The sequence below is a fragment of the Porticoccus sp. W117 genome, assembly GCF_030341905.1.
In the GTDB taxonomy this organism is placed as follows: domain Bacteria; phylum Pseudomonadota; class Gammaproteobacteria; order Pseudomonadales; family Porticoccaceae; genus SCSIO-12696.
In genome coordinates, this window is sequence record NZ_JATAAF010000010.1 from 62,673 (window position 1) to 81,916 (window position 19,244).

Consider the following 19,244-nt stretch of genomic DNA (forward strand, 5'->3'; position numbering starts at 1 on the left):
TCAGGGTGACGATTAGCTGTTTCAAGGAACCACCATGATTAGCAAGTTGCTTCAGATTTTTCTGGCCACTGTCCTTACCCTGCTGGCGCCGCTGGCCACTGCTCTCACACCCGCTCCCCCGGAACTGTCTGCCAAGGCCTGGATTCTGGTGGATGCGGATACCGGCGAAATCCTGGTAGAGCACAACGCCAACGAGCAGTTGGAGCCCGCCAGCCTCACCAAGATGATGACCAGTTACATCGTCTCCAAAGATATCCACCAGGGCAAAATCAGCGAGCAGGACATGGTGCCCATCAGCGTCAATGCCTGGCGTATGGGCGGCTCCAAGATGTTTATCCGCGAGGGTACCGAGGTCAAGCTGATCGACCTGCTGCGGGGGGTGATTATCCAGTCTGGCAACGACGCCTCAGTGGCGCTGGCGGAATACGTGGCCGGCAGTGAAGGCGCCTTTGCCGATGTAATGAACCAGCAGGCACAACTGCTGGGCATGAACAACACCAACTACGAAAATGCCACCGGTTGGCCGGCGGAAGGGCACCTCACTACCGCCTACGACCTGTCCCTGCTGGCGCGGGCATTGATCAAGGATCACCCGGAGCACTACAGCATCTACGCGGAAAAGTACTTCAAGTACAACATCGACAAGCCCCAGCCCAACCGCAACCGTCTGTTGTGGCGCGACAAATCCGTGGACGGCATCAAAACCGGCCACACCGAGGCGGCGGGCTACTGCCTGGTGTCTTCGGCGCTGCGCGATGGCATGCGCCTGGTTGCTGTGGTGATGGGCACCGACAGCGACGAAGCCCGTGCCCGTGAATCGCAAAAACTGCTTTCCTACGGCTTCCGCTATTTTGAAAGCGCCAAGGTATTTAACGCTCAACAAGTGATGCAGGAAAACGCTCGCGTTTGGTATGGCGAGAGCGAGAATCTCAACTTGGTAGTGGCGGAAGAAACCCAGCTCACCGTGCCCTACGGAGCAGCCAAAAAGCTGCAAATTGACGTTAATGCCCCCGAGCAGATCGAGGCTCCAGTCGCTTTGGGCCAACAGTTGGGAACGGTAACCGTCAGCTACGATGGCGAGCTGTTGCGGGAGCTGCCACTGGTGGCGGATCGTGAAATCCCTGAAGCGGGCTTCTTTGCTCGTATGTGGGACAGCATCAAGTTGTTTTTTGTGGGTATTTTCAGTTGATAACCATCAGTAACACCATGAGTGAACAAGACGCCCCGAAAATAGAATTCCCCTGCGATTACCCCATCAAAGTAATGGGTAAGGCGCACCCGGACTTTCACGCCTTTGTACTGGAAGTCATGCAGCGCCATGTGGGTGATTTCGACCCTAACCGGGTGACTGTGCGCGACAGCAGCAAGGGCACCTTCCAGGCGATAACCGCTACGATCGTCTGCACCGGCAAGCCGCAATTAGAAGCCATTTTTGCTGACCTGAAAGAGCACCCCATGGTGCATATGGTGATTTGATGCGGGGTATTTTCCTCTGTCATCCTGAGCGTAGCGAAGGATCTATATCTAGAATTGAAAGGCGAGATTCTTCGCTACGCTCAGAATGACGATGAAAGATACCATTACTGTCCGCCAGCTCGGCCGCCAGCCCTATGAACCGGTATTTGCTGCCATGCAGGCGTTTACCGATGGCCGCGACGACGACAGCCGGGACGAAATCTGGTTGGTAGAGCACGACCCGGTATTTACCCAGGGCCAGGCGGGCAAGGCAGAACATGTATTGATGCCCGGAGATATTCCGGTGGTGCAGGTAGACCGTGGAGGTCAGGTGACCTACCACGGCCCCGGCCAGATCGTCGCTTATCCGATGGTGGATTTGCGTCGCCGGGGAATGGGTGTACGCCAACTGGTCTCCGCTATCGAGCAGAGCATAGTGGAAACCCTCGCCCCTTATGGTATTGTCGCCGCCCCCAAAGCCGACGCGCCTGGCGTGTATGTGGATGGCGATAAAATTGCCTCTCTTGGCCTGCGGGTGCGCAAGGGCAAAAGTTATCATGGCCTGGCGTTTAATATTGATATGGATCTGTCGCCTTTCGCCCGGATCAATCCCTGCGGCTACGCCGGGCTGAAAATGGTGCAGATGAAGGATCTGGTGCAGGGCGAGATGCCTGCGTACCGCACCGTGGAAGAACTGTTACTGGATCGTATGGCGGCAAACCTGGGTTTTGACCGCTGGCAGTATGCGGATCAGCCTCATGAAATCCTTGACGTAGGGCGGATTAGCGAAGCGTAATCCGCCAGAAAACCGGTGGATTACGCTTCGCCGACCAACCTAAAGTAGGCACCCTACAAGTGGCCTTTGGCACAGTAGAGATTAACAACGATGACAGACCTCACCCGAAACGATGACGAATTGGCCGTAGATGCCACCAAGCTGCAACCGGTGCGCAAGACTCGCCGCCGGGTGCAGGGTGAAAAGCTGCGCGATGCCGACAAGGTAGAGCTGATTCCCGTCAAGGTGATGCCCAGCGAAGGCCACCAGCGCAAGCCGGAGTGGATTCGCGTACGCATGTCCAGCTCTCCGAAAGTGGCAGAGATCAAAAAGACCCTGCGCAGTCACAATTTGTCCACGGTGTGTGAAGAAGCCAACTGCCCCAACCTCAGTGAGTGTTTTGGCGGCGGTACTGCGACCTTTATGATTATGGGTGACATCTGCACCCGTCGCTGCCCGTTTTGCGATGTGGGCCATGGCAAGCCCAATCCACTGGATGTGGACGAGCCGTTGAACCTGGCGAAAGCCATCGCCGATATGAAACTCAAATACGTGGTGATCACCTCGGTGGATCGCGACGACCTGCGCGACGGTGGCGCCCAACATTACGCCGACTGCATTCGCGAAGCCCGTATTTTGTCCCCCAATTTGGAAGTGGAAGTGTTGGTGCCGGATTTTCGCGGCCGCATGGAGCCAGCATTGGAAATCCTCAGCGCAACGCCGCCGGATGTGTTCAATCACAACCTGGAAACCATCCCCCGCCTGTACCGCGAGGCGCGCCCCGGCGCCAACTACAAGTGGTCGCTGAAATTGCTGCAGGAATACGGCAGGCTCAACCCCAAGGTACCCACCAAATCCGGGCTGATGGTGGGTCTGGGTGAAACCAAAGACGAGCTGCTGGAAGTGTTCTACGAAATGCGCGAGCACGACATCGATATGCTCACCGTAGGCCAGTACCTGCAACCCTCCAAAGACCACTTGCCGGTAGACCGCTTTGTGCATCCGGATGAGTTTGAAGAATACGCCGAATACGCCTACTCCATCGGTTTCAAACACGTGGCCAGCGGCCCGCTGGTTCGCTCCTCCTACCACGCCGACAAACAGGCGCATGGAGAGACCGTTAAATAAGCTGCGAGCCGCGGGCTACTAGCGGCGAGCTGTCCGAGCGAAATTCGCGCTCTACACCATGTAGGTCGGCCTTCAGGCCGACAAGTTAGCGGCTGTTACTACCTTGAATAATGAGATGAGGCATAGTGGAAAATTCTGATGTATATAAGGCACCTGAGTCGGAACTGGTGTCAGGCGATGAGCTGAAATCTATTGGTGGCTGGCTGCGTTTCTTTCAGGTAGTTAATTTCATCTATGCTATAGCCGGGGTTTTGGTTGCGGCCTTGGTGGTGGTGACTTACTTTATCGATGAATCTGTATATGGCGGCTTGATTGGGTCGATAGCATCATTGGTAGAGCTTACCCCAGTGATAGTTTTTTCAATATTGATTTTGAAGGTAGTAAATCACCAAGAAGAAGGTATCCCTGTAAAGATTAAATCCTATATTGGCTATTATCTGCTGACTTCGTTTTTGGTGGCTGCTGGAATAGCCAGCTTATATATTATGGATTTAGTTCCTGATAAGCCTGCCTCTATCTTTGGTGATCTCATTTACTATCTAATTTGGTCTAGCTACTTTAAACGATCAAAGCGCGTTAGAAGTTTTTATGGCGCGACTGCATAAAATTATTTCGGGAATACAGTTTCTCCGCGAAATGCATTACCTTGGTTGGATAACCTCTAAAATTGTCATTATCGGAGTGTGGTGACACAGCAATCTCCGAATATATCTTTGTAGGTCGCCCTTTAGGGCGTCAAGTAAAGCGTAACAACCTGCTATTGTGACGGGCTAAAGCCCGACCTACATTCTGCTCGTGGCCCGGAGCCCGACGCTCGCAGCCGTATGCTACTCTTTGTGATAAACGACATCACAAGGAGAGCCCCGTGAAACGCATCGTCATCTGTGCCGACGGCACCTGGAACCGTCCGGAACAAGATCCCGCCAAAGACTTCCCCACCAACGTCCTCAAACTGGCCAGAGCGATTCGCCCGGTAGCGGCTGATGGCGTCGGTCAGCAGGTATTTTATGACTGGGGTGTTGGCAGCTATGAAAGCCGCGTTGTGGGTGGCATTACCGGCAAAGGGCTGCACAAAAACATCACCGACAACTACCGATACATTGTGCAGAACTACGCGCCGGGAGACGAAATCTGGCTGTTTGGCTTTAGCCGCGGCGCCTATACCGTGCGCAGCCTGTGCGGCATGATCAACAATTGCGGCATTCTCAAACGGCCAGATGCGGCATTGATCGCCGAGGCTTTTAAACTCTACAAAAAACCGGGTAGGCGCAATGCCCCCAAAGGCGAAAATTCCGTGGCGTTTCGCCGTGCCCACAGCCACCGCTCGCGCCAAGTGAAGTTTGTCGGCGTTTGGGATACCGTGGGCGCCATGGGTATCCCACTGTCGTTCCTGGGTTTGTTCGACGACAAGGATGAGTTTTACGATACCAAGCTGGGGCGCAATGTCAGCGTTGCTCGCCACGCACTGGCCATTGACGAACAGCGCAGTGACTTTGAGCCCACTATTTGGCAGCCGCGCCAAAACCTCGATCTAAAGCAAATGTGGTTTGCCGGTGCTCACAGTGATGTGGGCGGCAGCTACAAGCCGGATGACGATGGCAGTCTGTTGTCAGATCACGCATTGAAATGGATGCTCAGCGAAGCCTCTGCCCATGGCTTGAAGGTTGAATCCCATCTGCTCAGCGGTATTACTGACAACCCCCTGGCGCGCCTGCACCAATCCCGGCGCAGCTTCTATCGAGTGCGCAAACGCTTTTTCAGGCCCATTGACCACGGTCTGGGCGAGGTTCTCATTCACCCCTCCGTGAAACAGCGTTGGCAGCAAGACGACAGTTATCGGCCGAAAAACTTGCTGCAATATGTTGATCAAAATGGCTGGTGAGTGGTCATAGACGGATTGCTTATAACGAGGAATTGCAATGGATCAGTCAGCAACTTATGTCCCACCAAAAGTCTGGACCTGGGAATCTGAAAACGGCGGTGAATTCGCCAGCATCAACCGCCCCATATCCGGTGCTACCCACGATAAGGACTTGCCAGTAGGTGAACACCCGCTGCAGCTTCACTCTCTGGCAACCCCGAATGGCGTCAAGGCAACGGTGATGTTGGAGGAGCTGCTGGCGGCAGGCCACCGTGGTGCCGAGTACGATGCCTACCCGATCAGCATTACCGAAGGTGACCAGTTCAGCAGCGGCTTTGTGGCCATAAACCCCAACTCAAAAATACCGGCACTGGTGGATCGCAGTGGTGCCGAACCGGTGTCTATCTTTGAGTCCGGCGCTATCTTGTTGTACTTGGCGGAAAAATTTAACGCCTTTTTGCCCACGCCGGAAAAACGCCATGAGTGTCTGTCCTGGCTGTTCTGGCAAATGGGCAGCGCCCCTTACTTGGGTGGCGGCTTTGGTCACTTTTACAACTATGCGCCAGAGAAGTGGCAGTACCCCATCGATCGCTTCACCATGGAAGTCAAACGCCAGCTGGATGTGCTGGATCGTCGCCTGGCGGGAAATCGTTACCTGTGTGGTGACGATTACACCATCGCCGATATTGCCACCTGGCCTTGGTACGGCAGTCTGGTGTTGGGGCGCTTGTACGATGCCGCTGAATTTCTCGATGTGGCCAGTTACCAGCACGTTACTCGTTGGGCGAAAGAGATCGATTCTCGACCCGCTGTGCAGCGAGGTCGCATGGTGAATCGCACCTGGGGTGAGCCTGACGAACAATTGCACGAAAGGCACAGCGCTGAAGATTTTGAGCTGCGTACCCAGGACAAGTTGGAGGCTGATAATGTGTGACGAACAAACCGAAAAGGACAACGAGGAGTTTGCCAGAAATGGTGGCCAGCTGAACCGCCGGGATTTCAGCAAGCTCAGTGCGGCGGCCATTGCTGCCTTGATGTTTCCGACAGCTGCCCTGGGTTCTGGTGACCATGGTTTTGAAACCCTTGGCTCTGACGATATTGTGGAATCCGATGTCGATGTTCCCATGGCTGACGGCAATTCCGATTGTTACTTTGTCAGGCCAGCTAAGGGCAAACACCCTGGTGTGCTGATGTGGCCAGACATCAAAGGCCTGCGCCCGGCCTTCAAGGCTATGGGCAAACGCCTTGCCAGAGCCGGTTACGCGGTGCTGGTGGTCAATCAGTTTTACCGGGACGCCAAAGCCCCAGTGGTAGGGCCAGGGGCAGACTATCGTGACCCTGACACAAGAGCATTCCTGCGCGGTATGGCGAGAAAACTCACTCAGGATGCCAGCATGTCAGACGCCCGAGACTATATTGCCTTTCTCGACAAACAGAAGGTTGTTGATACCTCGAAAAAACTCGGCACTGCAGGTTATTGCATGGGCGGCCCGCTGATTATGCGCACGGCGGCTGCTGCTCCTGAACGGGTTGGTGCTGCGGCTTCTTTCCACACGTCCAGCCTGGTGCGGGATACCCCGGACAGCCCCCACTTACTGATCCCGAAGTCACCAGCCCATGTGCTGCACGCCATTGCGGAAAACGACGACAAAAGGGCGCCGGAAGCGAAGAATGTTCTAGCCGCTGCCTACAAAGCCGCCGGTACTCCTGCTGAAATTGAGGTTTATGAAGGTACCTTGCACGGCTGGTGCCCACCGGATTCCAGAGTGTACAACGAGAAACAGGCGGAGAAAGCCTGGGCCAGATTGCTAGCGCTTTTTCAGACGGCCTTGGACTGAGACTGCCTGGGCTTTAGCAGTGCCATCAACAGTGCTGGCAAAAACGTCAAGCTCAACACCGTGGATACCAAAATACCGCTGAGTACGATAATGCCCACACCACGATACAGTTCGGTGCCTTCGCCGGGGATCAGTACCAGCGGTGCCAGGCCAAATATGGTGGTGGCCGTGGACATCAGGATGGGCTTCAGGCGTTTTTGCAGTGCTTTATGAATAGCGTCTTTTACCGAAACGCCTTGCTCAAGTAGGCAGCGCCGGGTCTGGTCGACAATCAGAATTGGGTTGTTGACCACGGTGCCCAGCAAAATCAAAAAGCCGAGCATGGTAATCATGTCAAAAGGCTGGTGGAACGTGCTGATACCCAGCAAACCGAGACCCGTGTTAATGCCGTTCACCAGTACCAGACTCAGCAGGCCGCCTGCCATACCCAGTGGCACGGTTGCCAGAATAAACAACGGGTAGCGCCAGTGAGTAAAGATGGCCACCAGCACCAGATAAATCAGCGCGATGGCAATGACGAAATTGCTGGATAAGGCGTTGCGGGTTTCCTCCAGCTGATCGGCAGCGCCACTGATGCTGACCTTGATTCCCTGAGCGATTTTATTTTCCTGCCACAAGTGCGGCAGCAGCTGTTCGCGCACAATGGCCTCTGCGGTTTCCAGGGCAAGGTCTCTCGGCGGAATAATGTAAACGGTCACGGTGCGATTACTGTCAACACGGCGAATGCTGTTGCTGTTTTTACTTTCCAGCAAATCCGCCAGTGCGCTCAATGGCAGAATCTGACCATTGCCAGTCAATATGGGCGCCGCCGCCAGGTTGGGCAACGTTTGTCGGTTACCCGCATTACTGAACAGAAAAATATCCACCTTGTCGTCTTCGAGAATAAATTCATCCACGTAAGCGCCATCACTCATGGCGGCAATGGAATAATTTAATTCCCGGCTACTCATATCCAATTCAGCCAGACGTTCCCACCTGGGCTTTATCTGAATAAGGGGCTGATCCAGGCTGAGTGATCGGGGTTCGGAATTGATTTGTGGTTGTTCGAAGTAGGCGTCCGCCGCCTGGTACACCGCATCGGCGGCCTGATAAATCTCGGTAATATCATTGCCGGCAATATCCAGTGCCACTGCTCTGGTTCCGCCATCGTTGCTGGAAATGATTGAACCCCTTGCGGAAAATGCCCGCATGCCGGGGTAACTTTCAAATTTGCGGGTGATGCCTGCCATCATGGCATTGATGTTTTTTGCCTCAGACGGGGCACTCAGCATCCAGATACGGCCATTTGAAATGGACAACATGTAATAGGCCAGCGGCGGCATATTGTCCTCGCCACCGTTAAAACTTTTCGGGTCGGCGTCGATGTACTGATTAAAGTATGCCTTTAAATCAGTGCCAATTTTTTTCATTTCTGTCAGGTTATAACTGGGCGGCGCCACCATGTTTGAGAACGCTTTGGGTTCTTCACCTTCCGGCAGGTATTCCGCAGCGGGCATCAGTAAATAGGCCAGCGACAAAATAACCGCGACAAACGCCCCACTGTAAAGACGGGCTTTTTTTTGTGACTGGGTAAAGACCGCCGACATTTTTAACCAGCGGCCCGAAAGCTCGAATGCCTCGCTCTGCTGAATGGATGACTTTTTACCAAAGTGCGCCAGCGCCGCCGGGATTACCCAAATAGCCACCAGCATGGACGCAATAATGGCGCCGGATATTGCAATGGCAATGTCGGAGTACAGTTGCCCGGCTTCCTGAGCAATGAATAGAATGGGTGCGAACACCAATACAGTTGTAGTGGTGGAAGCGAGCACGGCGGGCCATACTTCTTTAACACCGGCAATGGCCGCTTCTACTTTGTTTAATCCTTTAAGCCGCTGCTGCAGAATGGATTCCAGTACCACAATGGTGTTGTCCACTGTCATACCGATCGCAAATGCCACCCCTGCCAGAGAGATCACATTAATGGTTCTGCCAAACGCCATTAATGCCAAAAACGCGAAAATGGTACACACCGGAATGCCAATCACGCCGATCATGGTGGCCCGGCCAGAGCGCAGAAACCCATACATCACCAGGGTGGCAAGCAGGGCGCCAATGCCCAGGTTTGTCCAGACATTATTTAGCGAACTTTGTACGTACTGAACGTCGTCGCTGGTGAGTTTTAACTCCAGGCCATTTTGTTGAAGCAAATCCTGATTGATGGCATCGATGACTGGCAGCATTTGCGCCTTGATCGCCAGAACATTGGAGCCGCTTTCTCGCCGCACCGACAGGTTGATGTTGCGCCTTCCATTAAAGAAGCGTTCGCCACGGGTTTCAAAATGATCCAGCGCCACCTCGGCAACGTCTTTCAAGCGTGTATTGGACTGGCCCTGACGCTTGATAATCAGATTTTCCAATTCGCTGAGTTGTTCAAAGCGGCCCACCACCCGCATCAGGTATCGGCTTTTGCCACTTTCGATGTCGCCCGCAGAGGCGTCGGAGTTTCGATCCCGGATGGCACTTCTGACGTCTGTCAGGCTGATGCCTCGCTGCGCCAACTTGCCCGCATCCACTTTTATCTGGATTTGACGCTGGGCGCCGCCTCTAACCCTGACTTCGGAGACGCCAGCAACGGATTCCATTCTTGGGCGAATAAAATCCTCGGCGTAATCGCGCAACAAGTCCATGTCCAGCTGCATGGGGTTGCCTTCCGTGGGGCGTAAAGTGAAATGCATAAAAGCGTTGCTGGAAAACGAGCTGGAAAACAGCCGCGGCTGATCGACATTTTCTGGATAAGCTGGTACCTGGCTGAGAGCATTGTTGACTCGAATCAGGGCGTCGTTAACGTCCACCCCAAAAGGAAACTCCAACTCGATATTGGCTTCACCCATTTCTGCAGACGAGAGCATGCGTTGCAAATTGGGCAGGCTGCGCAAGTAGCGTTCTTGCTCAATGAGGATTTCTTTTTCAATGTCTTGCGGCGTTGCTCCGGGCCAGCCGGTTTGTACCGTAATGGTGCGCACTTCGAGATCCGGGATCATCTGCACCGGAATATTAAAGGCGGCCACCAGGCCAAGAATGCAGCTGATCAGCACCACCACGGCAACCAGCGTGCCGCGTTTTACCGCAGCGTCGATCATGGCCGCTGCCCTTCAGTGTTCTTGATGGTCAGCGATTCGCCATCACGCAAAAGGGCAACGCCTGAGGTGACATAGGCGTGGTTTGCCGGGGCGCCGGTAACGGCGATTTGCTGCTCTTTTTTATCTACCACGTCAACGATAAAACGTTCTGCCTGGCCATTAACTACAGCAAATACACTGGTGCCGCCATCCGGGTGTTGTTTGAGCGCTCTTTTAGGCAGCCACACCAACTGTTTTTGCACTCGGTTAAATTGCAACTCCGCGTTGGCAGACATTCCAGGGGTTAGAGAGTCCGATGCAGGCAAGTCGATATGCGCTGTAAAAGCACGGCTTTGTTCATTGGATACGGCAACATAGCGGCTGATTTTGCCGGTGAGCTTGGCGGCCTCGGTAACATCTGGTGTGATAGTTACCACGGTGTTTTCCGGCTCTTTTAAAAACTGGTAATACTCCTGCGGAATGGAAATCACCAGACGCAGCTTGTCTTGCTGAACCAGGCCTAACACTGAACGTTGTTGTGTCACCCACTCGCCGACGTCCCCGTTGCGTCGCGAAATAACACCATTGAAAGGTGCGTACAGGGTGTGCCGGTTAACCAGTTCTTTCTGATAGGCAAGATTGGATTTTTCCCGGTTCAATGCTGCTTCAGCAGTAGCTACCGCAGCTTTGCGTTGGGCAATCAGGGTTTGTGCCATCGCCTGTTGCTCTGATAACGCCAGCGCTTCCTGATAAAGTCGCTTGGCCTCCCGAAGACGTATCTCACTGCTGGTGACGCTGGCCTCAGTTTCAGCCAGCGTTAGTCTGGCCAGGGTAGCATCCAGCGTCATCAGTTTTTGCCCGCGAGATACCTTGTCGCCCACTTCCACAAAGAACTGCTGGATAACTCCCGCCTGCAGGCTGGCCAAATCGGCATTTTGTGCTGCTTCCACGGTGCCGGTTAGCGTTAAGGTTTGGTAGGCAGGTTCTGATGTCGGGTAAAACACATCCACCTCTGCGGCTTGTACCGGCAGCGCCGAGTGCGCGCAAAGTACCAATGAACCGAGCAGCGCTCGTACTGGTGCTAAGGTGAAAGTTGGCATGGTGATCTCGCTAGGGATTCATTCAGTCTATTGTAGGGTAAGTGGATTTTTGGTGACATTGGAAAGCCATGAAACGAAGCGTAAATGTCTGTAAACAGAATCTTTAATAAAAACAACAAAAAAGGCTCACATCGCTGAAGCAGATATGAGCCTTGGAAAGATATGTCGGAGAAACTCCGTCCTCATATTTTCCTAAATATAATAGAGCACCAGAAAAGCTGCCAATAAGCCGGCGACCCACACCACCATGGTTTCTGTTGGCCACAGCCGCGCAAAGTAACCTTTGGGTTTGCCTTCTTCTGCATCGTAAGAGTTTTGAATGATTTGCTTGATCGATGCGGTGATGGATTTTTCGATACTTGCGTACACACCGTAGACGCTACAGCCGATGCGCTTAATAAAAGCAGGGGCCAGTTTGCGATACAGCCAGTCCGCATCCAGATTGGTGGACGGCAGTTCTGGTGGGTACAGCTTGTACAGGTTTAACCACACAAACGCCGCCGCGGAGAAGAACAGCAGCTGTAGTTGGGTCAGTACGTGAGTGACGTCGTAGGGCTGGTATTTATGCTCCCAGGGCAACAGGGCATACACCGTTTGCGCCGGGAATGAGCCGAGTACCACGCAGCCAACTGCAGCCAGGGTCATGGCGATCAGCATGTTCTTGGGGGCTTCGGTTGTGCGGATGCCAGAATCGTGGGCAAAGAAGGCAAAATAGGGAATCTTGATGCCCGCGTGGTGGAACACACCCGCCGCGGCAAACAACAGAAGCAACCACACATAGTCGTACCCTTCTTTTACCGCCGCCGACATAATCATCGACTTGGACACGAAGCCGCTGAACAGAGGGAATGCGGATATAGAAGCAGCGCCGACAATACAGAGTATGGTGGTTTTCGGCATGCTCTTGTACAGGCCGCCCAGTTCCGAGCCATTGATTTTGCCGGTTTTGTACAGCACCGCACCCATGGTCATCATCAACAGGCCTTTAAAGATCACGTCATTAAAAGCGTGAGCCACAGCGCCGTTAAGGGCCAGGGAGGTGCCAATGCCGATGCCGACAATCATAAAGCCAATCTGGTTAATCAGGCTGTAGGCCAGCACCCGGCGCAGGTCGTTTTCGATCACCGCGTAGAAGATCGGGAAGCACGCCATAGTGACGCCAATCCAAACCAGAATTTCTTCACCGGCGTAGGCACGCGCAAAGGCATACACGGCAACTTTGGTGGTAAAGGATGCGAGGAAAATCGTGCCACTGGGTGTGGCTTCCGGGTAGGCATCGGTGAGCCAGTTGTGCACAAACGGGAATGCACTCTTGATGCCGAACGCCAGGAAGATCAACCAGGCGCCAACTTGTGCGATGCCTTCATGCTGCAAACCAATGTCGGTAAACAGCAAGCTGTTGTTTACTTGCGCAAAAATCAGCAGCCCCGCAAGCAATAACACACCGGACAGCACCTGAAAAATCAGGTAACGAACACCGGACGAGTAGGCGCGATCGGTTCTTCGTGCCCAAATCAGAAACACCGACGTCAGCGCCAGCAGTTCCCAGAACACGAACAGTGTCAGTAAATCCCCGGCAAATACCGCACCCACCGCACTGGCCGCGTAGGACAGCCCGGCCACGTGTTGCGTGGTGTCTTTCACATGCAGCGCATAAATCACCGCAATCAAGGCGGCGATGTGGAACAGGTAGCCGAACATCAGACTGAGCTTGTCGACCTTAACCGGCTCCAGGGCGTAGCCCATAAATTCCATGGACCAGAACACACCGTGCTCCAGACCCAGCAAATTGAGGCCGCCAATAATCGGAGCGGCCAGCATAATAATGTTGCGTGCCCAACCGCGCAGGAAAAGCGCCGCCAGGGCCGCCAGCATTAATGGCAGAAAAGGGATAACACTATTCATCGCGGCTATCCACCTTGTCGTAACTATCTACCTCGTCGTAACCATTTACCTCGTAGTAATCTTCCCCACGCATTAAAAACGATCGCATCCAGGTTGCCACAAACACCAAAATGGAACAGCCCACAAAACCGTAAATGGCGTAAAAGGCCGGAACATTTTCCCAGCTGTGGTAAACGTATCGGTTCACAACAAAATCGGCGATCACCAATAACGCGCACAGTACATAAAACACTCTGAGCATTTTGCGAACGTTTTCTGGCTTGTCGAACCAGCCATCGGAGTCGTGATGGTCAGACATTTATCTTTCTCCCATGCTGGTTGAAACGCCCGGAATCAAATTAATGAGATCGATCAGGGGTTGAGGATAGAAGAACAGGGCCAGGCATCCGAAAGAGGTCACTCCCAGTGCAATCAGCATAGGCAGTGGCGCTTCTTTGGTCTCGGACCAAGACCAGGCTGCTGCGCCTTCACTCTGAGTGTTGAAAAACGCCTTGATTGGAATCGGCAACAAGTAAGCAATATTGAGCAGGGAGCTGATCATCAACGCGGCAACTACGATCAGTTTGTCTGCTTCCAGAGCGCCAATGGTCAGATACCATTTGCTCCAGGTGCCCACCATGGGTGGCAGGCCAATAATGCTAATGGCACCGATGGTAAAGGCTGTCATGGTCAGTGGCATTTGCCGGCCAAGGCCCACCATATCGCTGATGTTCTTTTTGTGGCTGGCCACCATGATCGCGCCAGCGCAGAAAAACAGGGTAATTTTGCCCACAGCGTGAGTGGCAATATGCAGCGCGGCACCGGCTGCGGCCACGGAAGAAGCGAGCAGGGCGCCGACCACGATATAGCTCAACTGGCTGACTGTGGAATAGGCCAGCCGCGCTTTCAGGTTGTCTTTGGTCATGGCAATGCACGACGACAGCAGAACCGTTGCGGTGGCAATGTAGAGCATGATGTCTGTGGTGACGAGGTCCGTCAGGCCATCGATGCCAAAGATATAAATCACCACTTTCAGAATACTGAACACACCGGCTTTTACTACGGCTACCGCGTGCAACAGAGCACTGACCGGTGTCGGTGCCACCATGGCAGCGGGCAACCAACGGTGGAACGGCATAATGGCGGCCTTGCCGATGCCATAGCAGAACAGCACCAACAACACCGCAAGCACCGTTTTGCTATGGGAATCGTCAAAAATACCGCCGGGGCGAAAATCGAGGGTGCCAGTCACGACATAGGTGCCTAGCACCGCGAACAGCAGGAAGGCGATAGAGGTACTGAGCAGAATACCCAGATAGGTTCGGCCCCCTTGTTTGGCCGCGTCGGTACCGGCATGGGTGACCAGCGGATAGGTAGATAGAGTCAGCACCTCATAAAACACAAACAGGGTCAGCAGGTTGCCGGAGAAGCAAATGGCCATGACCGAACTGATGGCCAGTGCGAAACAGCAGAAAAAACGGGTCTGGTTTTTTTCCTGGTGACCACGCATGTAACCAATGGCGTAGATGCTGGTAATAATCCAGAGGAAGCTGGCCACCAGGGCAAACAGCACGCCGAGCGGCTCTACATCAAAGTTCAAACCCAGGCCTGGGAAAATCTCGATCACATCCAGTGAAAGTGCTGAACCTTGTAAAGTAGGCCCTTGCATCGAGTAATCGGTGATCGCCAACACAATACTGAACAAAATAACTGCGGTCGTTAGCGTAACCGCTTCTCTCAGATTGGGGGTTTTACCGGTGGCCACCACCAGTAAGGACCCAACAAAGGGCACAATGATAGAAAGTGCAATTAATTGAGAAGGCTCAACGCCCTGCCAGAGATTCATTTCGACATCTCCTGCACATTACTTACACTATGGGTATCGCCGCTCGGGAACAGCCATTCTGCTGCACTGCTGGCAGCCTCGGTGGTCAAGCTGGTATCAATGCCAAAATAAATATTCGCCAGCACCAGCACCCACATGGGAGCCAGCATCAGCGGGGGTGCTTCTTTAACGGTGTTTGGATCGACATTATCGGGCAGCTTTTTGAAATAGGCTGCCTCCAGTATGCGCCCAATGTAGACAACCGCGAGTAAGGAGGCTGCCAGCACAAGTGCCGCAACGACCCAGTTGTCTTGTTCCAGCGCCCCGGTAACCAGGTACCACTTACTGACGAAACCCACAGTGAGTGGTACGCCAATAATACTCAAGCCCGCGATGGTGAATGCCGCCATGGTCAGAGGCATCTGCCGACCCAGCCCATTAAAGGCTTTAATGTCTACTGAGCCGACCCGGTAAAAGACTGCACCCACTGCCATAAACAGTGCCCCTTTCATAAGGGCGTGGTTGAAGACATGAAGTACGCCGGCCATTAAACCGGTCACGCTCACCAGGCTCAGGCCCAGAATCATATAGCCAACTTGTGCCACACTGCTGTAGGCAAATACGGTTTTAACGTTGCTTTGCACGGTTGCCATGTAAGAGCATTTGAAGATGGCCACAACCGCCAGGGCCATCAAAATAATGTCCATGCCCATTTTTTCAAAGACGTGGTCAATGCCAAAAATAGTGAAGATAAAGCGAATCATCACATACACGGCAACCTTGGTTGCGGTACTTGACAGAAAGGCGGTGACCGCAGACGGCGCGTGTGTATAGGCGGGAGGCAGCCACATGTGCAGCGGGAACAGAGCCATCTTGATGCCAATGCCGACGACGATAAATGCCAGGCCGGTGTTGATGGTGCGGTTGCTGTCGTATAGCTCGATTCGGCTGGCGAGGTCCAGCATATTGAGGGTGCCGGTCTTCATGTACAGCAGGCCCACACCAATCAGAATAAAGGTCGCACCAATGGTACCCATCACCAGATAGCGGAACGCGGCTGTTAAACAGCGCCGATCCGATGCCAGACTGACCAAGGTGTAAGTGGCCAGAGATGACACCTCCAGGAACACGAACAGGTTAAACGCGTCACCTGTGATCAAAATGCCGGAAAGGCCAGCCAGGCAGAGCAGGTGGGCGGTGTAAAACAGTGAATGCTTTGATTTTTCGACTTCTTTTTCAATGCTGTCTTTGGAATAAATCAGCACCAGAGTTGAAATAGCAGACACTGCGAGCAAGACGAAGGCATTCACTGCGTCAACACGCAATTCGATGCCCCAGGGCGGTGGCCAGCCCCCCAACGCGTAGCTCAGCACGCCATCGGACAATGCCGCGGCTAACAGTTGAATAGACACCACAAAAGCGCATCCACTAACCAGGGTAGCGAAACCCCAGGAGAGCAGTGAGCGACCCAAAATCAGGGTGATGGGTGCTGCGATTAACGGCAGAAGAACAGGAAGTGCTGCCAAGTGTTGCTCAAACATTAGATAGCATCATCCTTATGTTCAAATTCATTTTCTTCAACCGTGCCATAGGCTCTTTTGATGCGCACAATCAGTGAAAGGCCAACCGCTGTGACGGCAACGCCAACAACAATGGCTGTCAGAATCAGTACGTGAGGGAGCGGGTTGGAATACTGGGTAACGCCTTCGACCAGAATAGGCGCGGTACCTCCGCTGACTTTACCCATAGAGATATAAAGCATGAACACAGAGGTTTGAAAAACGTTCAGGCCGACAATCTTCTTAACCAGGTTGTTAGCGGAAATAACAATATAAAATCCGGCCATCATCAAAAATACGACGACCCAGTAGTTGTAGTAATCGAGAATAAAATTCACTGGACGTTTGACCTCTCTGCCTGGCTGCTAAAGGCATAGAAAATACTCAACATGACCGCAAACACCGTAATGCCAACACCCAGCTCAATAATGATGATGCCATAGTGTTGACCGGCTATTGGGTCGGCGGCGAGTTTGTTGTAATCAAGGAATTGGCCACCTTTAATCATGCTGACCAGGCCAACCCCGGCGTAGAGCAACACGCCAAAAGACGCCATCCATTGCAAAAATTTGGGGCTCGCCACCGCCAGGGTATTGGGCAGCCCGAATACCAGGGCATACAAAATAAAGGCCGCTGCCGCGATCACCCCGGCCTGGAAGCCTCCTCCAGGCCCGAAGTCGCCATGGAACTGCACATACAACGCAAAAAGAATCACATGGGGAATCACGATTTTGGCAATAACGTGGAGCACTTTATGCTCTTTTAGACCAGACTCCAGGTCACTGTCTTTTTTGCGCCGGATGCCGAGCAAGGCGAGAACGCCGATGGCCGCAGCGAATACCACTACCACTTCGCCCAGGGTATCGAAGGCACGATAGCTGGCCAGCACCGAGGTGACCATATTGGGCAGGCCAATTTCTTGGGGGGATTCTTCTATGTATCTGGGGGCAACATGCTGGTGTACCGGATTGTCCGGGTCGCCAAACGGAGGCATATCCAGTGTGCCGTAAATCAACGCCGCTCCCGTGACCGTGACAACTAATAAGGGAAGCAGAGAAGAGTGTGAATTCTTTTTCTCTTTTCGACCGGTTAATGCCAGTGTTCCGAGCATCAGAACAGTGGAGATACCTGCACCCACTGATGCTTCGGTGAAGGCGACATCAACCGCGTCCAGGTTTATAAAGATAAGCGCAGATAAAAAGCTGTAGATGCCGAACAACATCACCACCGCAAATAAATCCTTCAAAAAGATGATCCGCAATGCGGTGAGTGCAAGCATTGCCAGCAGCACCAAATCAATCAACTCAGCCATTAGTGCGCTTGCTCCTGTTTATCGTCTGCCCCTTTATTTTCCGTCTTGGCTTCTGCCAATGTCAGCAGCCCGCCGTGGCGAGCAGATTTTGCCAGGGCGTGTGAGGCAGTAGGGCTGGTAATCATTAGAAACAGCAAAATAAACACAAGTTTGGCTGTGTTCAGGTCGAATGACGTTTGCAGCAGTAAACCGCTGATGACCAAAATAGCGGCGATGGAATCGGTGACACTGGCAGCGTGTACACGAGTGAAAAAGTCGGGGAATTTAAACAGCCCGACCGCGCCACTGAAGCCAAAAAATACCCCTGCAATAAGCAGTATGCTACTGACAATGTCCAGGATAAACATGGGTTACCATTGTTGTGTAAATTGTTAAATAGGTTGTTATTCGGCTGGCGCGGTATATTCGAAGAAACGAAGTACCGCAACCATCCCAATAAAGTTGATAAGTGCATAAACAATAGCGATATCCAGAAAATCTGGCCGCCCCATCAAAAAGCCAACCGCCGCAATAAACAATACGGTCTTGGTGCCAAACATATTGACGCCAAGAATACGGTCGTAAACCGTGGGTGCTTTAAAGGCTCTGGCCAAGGCGATTGCCATAACCACCAAAATAGCAATGCAGGCTGCTGCCAGAACTTCGGTCATGTGTTTTTACCCCAGATGCCGGTGATTTTTCTTTCCATGCCACCTTGCTCAAGTTCTTCAATGGATGCCTTTTGCAGGGCATGGACGGTGATTTCGTCGTCTTCCAGGTCGACACTCAGTGTGCCGGGGGTGAGGGTGATGGAATTGGCGTAAAGCACTCGATTTTCCGGTGGCACATCCTGCGCTGATATTTTCGCCAGACAAGGTGAAACCTGGCTTGATGAGCCCCATACCAATTTGGTGACGTGAGTGCTGGATTGCATGATCTGGCCCAGCAGCCAGACGATGTATCGAACAATCTGCGGGCCGTTACCAACGTCTTCCGGTTCTTCATCAATGGCATCCATGCGATGTAGAACGAAAAGGACGATGGCGACAGAGGCGGCGCCAAAGCTGAGTAATAATGGTTGAATGTAGCCTGAAAGAAGTAACCAGAAGACAGCCAGTAAAACAGCCCACTTGCCGATACGCATAGATACCGCCCTACCCAGTTATTTTAGTTGTCGTTTTTTTGACCAATAATAAGCTATCTGGACTGGAATGGGTACTTTAGGGTGAACCGTCTTTAGGGTAAGTCGTTACTGGTTCTGAAATTGCAGAATCAAAAAAGGCCTATACGCCGAAAAACGTATAAGCCTTTGATATATATGGTAGCTACGGCTGGACTTGAACCAGCGACCCCAGCATTATGAATGCTGTGCTCTAACCAGCTGAGCTACGTAGCCACAAATTGTGTTCCTGCCCATCGGCAAGGGC

The 19,244-nt window shown here is 53.0% G+C and carries 19 protein-coding genes and 1 tRNA gene; 8 read left to right on the forward strand and 12 right to left on the reverse strand.

The window, feature by feature from the left end:
- The first annotated feature begins 34 nt into the window (after nucleotides 1-34).
- The 8 genes from QSV34_RS09055 to QSV34_RS09090 all read left to right on the forward strand — a co-directional run bounded on the left by QSV34_RS09055 (nucleotide 35) and on the right by QSV34_RS09090 (nucleotide 7,057).
- Nucleotides 35-1,189 carry a D-alanyl-D-alanine carboxypeptidase family protein gene (locus QSV34_RS09055; RefSeq protein ID WP_289153952.1) on the forward strand — a complete coding sequence of 385 codons (1,155 nt, stop codon included), beginning with the start codon at nucleotides 35-37 and terminating at the stop codon, nucleotides 1,187-1,189.
- Between the two features lie 17 nt (nucleotides 1,190-1,206).
- Nucleotides 1,207-1,476 carry an HP0495 family protein gene (locus QSV34_RS09060; RefSeq protein WP_289153954.1) on the forward strand — a complete coding sequence of 90 codons (270 nt, stop codon included), beginning with the start codon at nucleotides 1,207-1,209 and terminating at the stop codon, nucleotides 1,474-1,476.
- Nucleotides 1,477-1,561: 85 nt separating this feature from the next.
- Complete coding sequence (gene lipB / locus QSV34_RS09065) at nucleotides 1,562-2,251, forward strand: lipoyl(octanoyl) transferase LipB (RefSeq protein WP_502929003.1); 690 nt, start codon at nucleotides 1,562-1,564, stop codon at nucleotides 2,249-2,251.
- 90 nt (nucleotides 2,252-2,341) lie between these two features.
- Nucleotides 2,342-3,358: a lipoyl synthase gene (lipA, locus tag QSV34_RS09070; RefSeq protein ID WP_289153958.1), complete on the forward strand. Its 1,017-nt coding sequence runs from the start codon at nucleotides 2,342-2,344 to the stop codon at nucleotides 3,356-3,358.
- A 125-nt stretch (nucleotides 3,359-3,483) separates the two neighbouring features.
- A complete protein-coding gene (locus QSV34_RS09075; RefSeq protein WP_289153960.1) occupies nucleotides 3,484-3,963 on the forward strand; it encodes a hypothetical protein in 480 nt (159 codons plus the stop codon).
- A gap of 260 nt (nucleotides 3,964-4,223) precedes the next feature.
- The gene (locus QSV34_RS09080; RefSeq protein ID WP_289153962.1) at nucleotides 4,224-5,240 is read left to right on the forward strand and encodes a T6SS phospholipase effector Tle1-like catalytic domain-containing protein; all 1,017 of its coding nucleotides are present in this window, start codon (nucleotides 4,224-4,226) and stop codon (nucleotides 5,238-5,240) included.
- A 37-nt stretch (nucleotides 5,241-5,277) separates the two neighbouring features.
- Nucleotides 5,278-6,153 carry a glutathione-dependent disulfide-bond oxidoreductase gene (yghU, locus tag QSV34_RS09085; RefSeq protein WP_289153964.1) on the forward strand — a complete coding sequence of 292 codons (876 nt, stop codon included), beginning with the start codon at nucleotides 5,278-5,280 and terminating at the stop codon, nucleotides 6,151-6,153.
- Entirely contained in the window at nucleotides 6,146-7,057 is a 912-nt protein-coding gene (locus QSV34_RS09090) for a dienelactone hydrolase family protein (RefSeq protein ID WP_289153966.1), read from the forward strand. The genes yghU and QSV34_RS09090 overlap by 8 nt, the downstream gene beginning before the upstream one ends.
- On the opposite strand, the gene QSV34_RS09095 is transcribed toward QSV34_RS09090, so the two are convergent.
- The 12 genes from QSV34_RS09095 to QSV34_RS09150 all read right to left on the reverse strand — a co-directional run bounded on the left by QSV34_RS09095 (nucleotide 7,039) and on the right by QSV34_RS09150 (nucleotide 19,213).
- Entirely contained in the window at nucleotides 7,039-10,179 is a 3,141-nt protein-coding gene (locus tag QSV34_RS09095; protein WP_289153967.1) for an efflux RND transporter permease subunit, read from the reverse strand. The two genes, QSV34_RS09090 and QSV34_RS09095, sit on opposite strands and share 19 nt — an antisense overlap.
- A complete protein-coding gene (locus QSV34_RS09100; protein WP_289153968.1) occupies nucleotides 10,176-11,258 on the reverse strand; it encodes an efflux RND transporter periplasmic adaptor subunit in 1,083 nt (360 codons plus the stop codon). The genes QSV34_RS09095 and QSV34_RS09100 overlap by 4 nt, the downstream gene beginning before the upstream one ends.
- Nucleotides 11,259-11,450: 192 nt before the next feature.
- Nucleotides 11,451-13,163 (reverse strand): Na(+)/H(+) antiporter subunit D, encoded by a 1,713-nt coding sequence (locus QSV34_RS09105; RefSeq protein ID WP_289153969.1) that lies wholly within the window; start codon nucleotides 13,161-13,163, stop codon nucleotides 11,451-11,453.
- Nucleotides 13,156-13,461: a hypothetical protein gene (locus tag QSV34_RS09110; protein ID WP_289153971.1), complete on the reverse strand. Its 306-nt coding sequence runs from the start codon at nucleotides 13,459-13,461 to the stop codon at nucleotides 13,156-13,158. The genes QSV34_RS09105 and QSV34_RS09110 overlap by 8 nt, the downstream gene beginning before the upstream one ends.
- The gene (locus QSV34_RS09115; protein ID WP_289153973.1) at nucleotides 13,462-14,988 is read right to left on the reverse strand and encodes a monovalent cation/H+ antiporter subunit D family protein; all 1,527 of its coding nucleotides are present in this window, start codon (nucleotides 14,986-14,988) and stop codon (nucleotides 13,462-13,464) included.
- Complete coding sequence (locus tag QSV34_RS09120) at nucleotides 14,985-16,508, reverse strand: monovalent cation/H+ antiporter subunit D family protein (protein ID WP_289153975.1); 1,524 nt, start codon at nucleotides 16,506-16,508, stop codon at nucleotides 14,985-14,987. The genes QSV34_RS09115 and QSV34_RS09120 overlap by 4 nt, the downstream gene beginning before the upstream one ends.
- On the reverse strand, nucleotides 16,508-16,864 hold the full coding sequence (locus QSV34_RS09125) for a cation:proton antiporter subunit C (protein ID WP_289153977.1): 357 nt from the start codon (nucleotides 16,862-16,864) through the stop codon (nucleotides 16,508-16,510). Before QSV34_RS09125 ends, QSV34_RS09120 begins: the two co-directional genes overlap by 1 nt.
- Nucleotides 16,861-17,838 carry a DUF4040 domain-containing protein gene (locus QSV34_RS09130; protein WP_289153979.1) on the reverse strand — a complete coding sequence of 326 codons (978 nt, stop codon included), beginning with the start codon at nucleotides 17,836-17,838 and terminating at the stop codon, nucleotides 16,861-16,863. Before QSV34_RS09130 ends, QSV34_RS09125 begins: the two co-directional genes overlap by 4 nt.
- Complete coding sequence (gene mnhG, locus QSV34_RS09135) at nucleotides 17,838-18,185, reverse strand: monovalent cation/H(+) antiporter subunit G (RefSeq protein WP_289153980.1); 348 nt, start codon at nucleotides 18,183-18,185, stop codon at nucleotides 17,838-17,840. Before mnhG ends, QSV34_RS09130 begins: the two co-directional genes overlap by 1 nt.
- 36 nt (nucleotides 18,186-18,221) lie before the next feature.
- Nucleotides 18,222-18,488, reverse strand: coding sequence for an MrpF/PhaF family protein (locus tag QSV34_RS09140; protein WP_289153982.1), 267 nt, complete (start codon nucleotides 18,486-18,488; stop codon nucleotides 18,222-18,224).
- Nucleotides 18,485-18,961: a Na+/H+ antiporter subunit E gene (locus tag QSV34_RS09145; protein ID WP_289153984.1), complete on the reverse strand. Its 477-nt coding sequence runs from the start codon at nucleotides 18,959-18,961 to the stop codon at nucleotides 18,485-18,487. Before QSV34_RS09145 ends, QSV34_RS09140 begins: the two co-directional genes overlap by 4 nt.
- 175 nt (nucleotides 18,962-19,136) lie before the next feature.
- A tRNA-Met gene (locus QSV34_RS09150) sits at nucleotides 19,137-19,213 on the reverse strand.
- Nucleotides 19,214-19,244 lie beyond the last annotated feature (31 nt).

What these genes read in the sequence shown, in the direction of transcription:
- QSV34_RS09090 (WP_289153966.1), top strand. Translation starts at nt 6,146, where the DNA reads ATGTGTGACGAACAAACCGAAAAGGACAACGAGGAGTTTGCCAGAAAT.
- QSV34_RS09095 (WP_289153967.1), bottom strand. Translation starts at nt 10,179, where the DNA reads ATGATCGACGCTGCGGTAAAACGCGGCACGCTGGTTGCCGTGGTGGTG.
- QSV34_RS09100 (WP_289153968.1), bottom strand. Translation starts at nt 11,258, where the DNA reads ATGCCAACTTTCACCTTAGCACCAGTACGAGCGCTGCTCGGTTCATTG.
- QSV34_RS09110 (WP_289153971.1), bottom strand. Translation starts at nt 13,461, where the DNA reads ATGTCTGACCATCACGACTCCGATGGCTGGTTCGACAAGCCAGAAAAC.
- mnhG (WP_289153980.1), bottom strand. Translation starts at nt 18,185, where the DNA reads ATGTTTATCCTGGACATTGTCAGTAGCATACTGCTTATTGCAGGGGTA.
- QSV34_RS09145 (WP_289153984.1), bottom strand. Translation starts at nt 18,961, where the DNA reads ATGCGTATCGGCAAGTGGGCTGTTTTACTGGCTGTCTTCTGGTTACTT.
- QSV34_RS09060 (WP_289153954.1), top strand. Translation starts at nt 1,207, where the DNA reads ATGAGTGAACAAGACGCCCCGAAAATAGAATTCCCCTGCGATTACCCC.
- lipA (WP_289153958.1), top strand. Translation starts at nt 2,342, where the DNA reads ATGACAGACCTCACCCGAAACGATGACGAATTGGCCGTAGATGCCACC.
- QSV34_RS09055 (WP_289153952.1), top strand. Translation starts at nt 35, where the DNA reads ATGATTAGCAAGTTGCTTCAGATTTTTCTGGCCACTGTCCTTACCCTG.
- QSV34_RS09105 (WP_289153969.1), bottom strand. Translation starts at nt 13,163, where the DNA reads ATGAATAGTGTTATCCCTTTTCTGCCATTAATGCTGGCGGCCCTGGCG.
- QSV34_RS09140 (WP_289153982.1), bottom strand. Translation starts at nt 18,488, where the DNA reads ATGACCGAAGTTCTGGCAGCAGCCTGCATTGCTATTTTGGTGGTTATG.
- lipB (WP_502929003.1), top strand. Translation starts at nt 1,562, where the DNA reads ATGACGATGAAAGATACCATTACTGTCCGCCAGCTCGGCCGCCAGCCC.
- QSV34_RS09130 (WP_289153979.1), bottom strand. Translation starts at nt 17,838, where the DNA reads ATGGCTGAGTTGATTGATTTGGTGCTGCTGGCAATGCTTGCACTCACC.
- yghU (WP_289153964.1), top strand. Translation starts at nt 5,278, where the DNA reads ATGGATCAGTCAGCAACTTATGTCCCACCAAAAGTCTGGACCTGGGAA.
- QSV34_RS09120 (WP_289153975.1), bottom strand. Translation starts at nt 16,508, where the DNA reads ATGTTTGAGCAACACTTGGCAGCACTTCCTGTTCTTCTGCCGTTAATC.
- QSV34_RS09115 (WP_289153973.1), bottom strand. Translation starts at nt 14,988, where the DNA reads ATGAATCTCTGGCAGGGCGTTGAGCCTTCTCAATTAATTGCACTTTCT.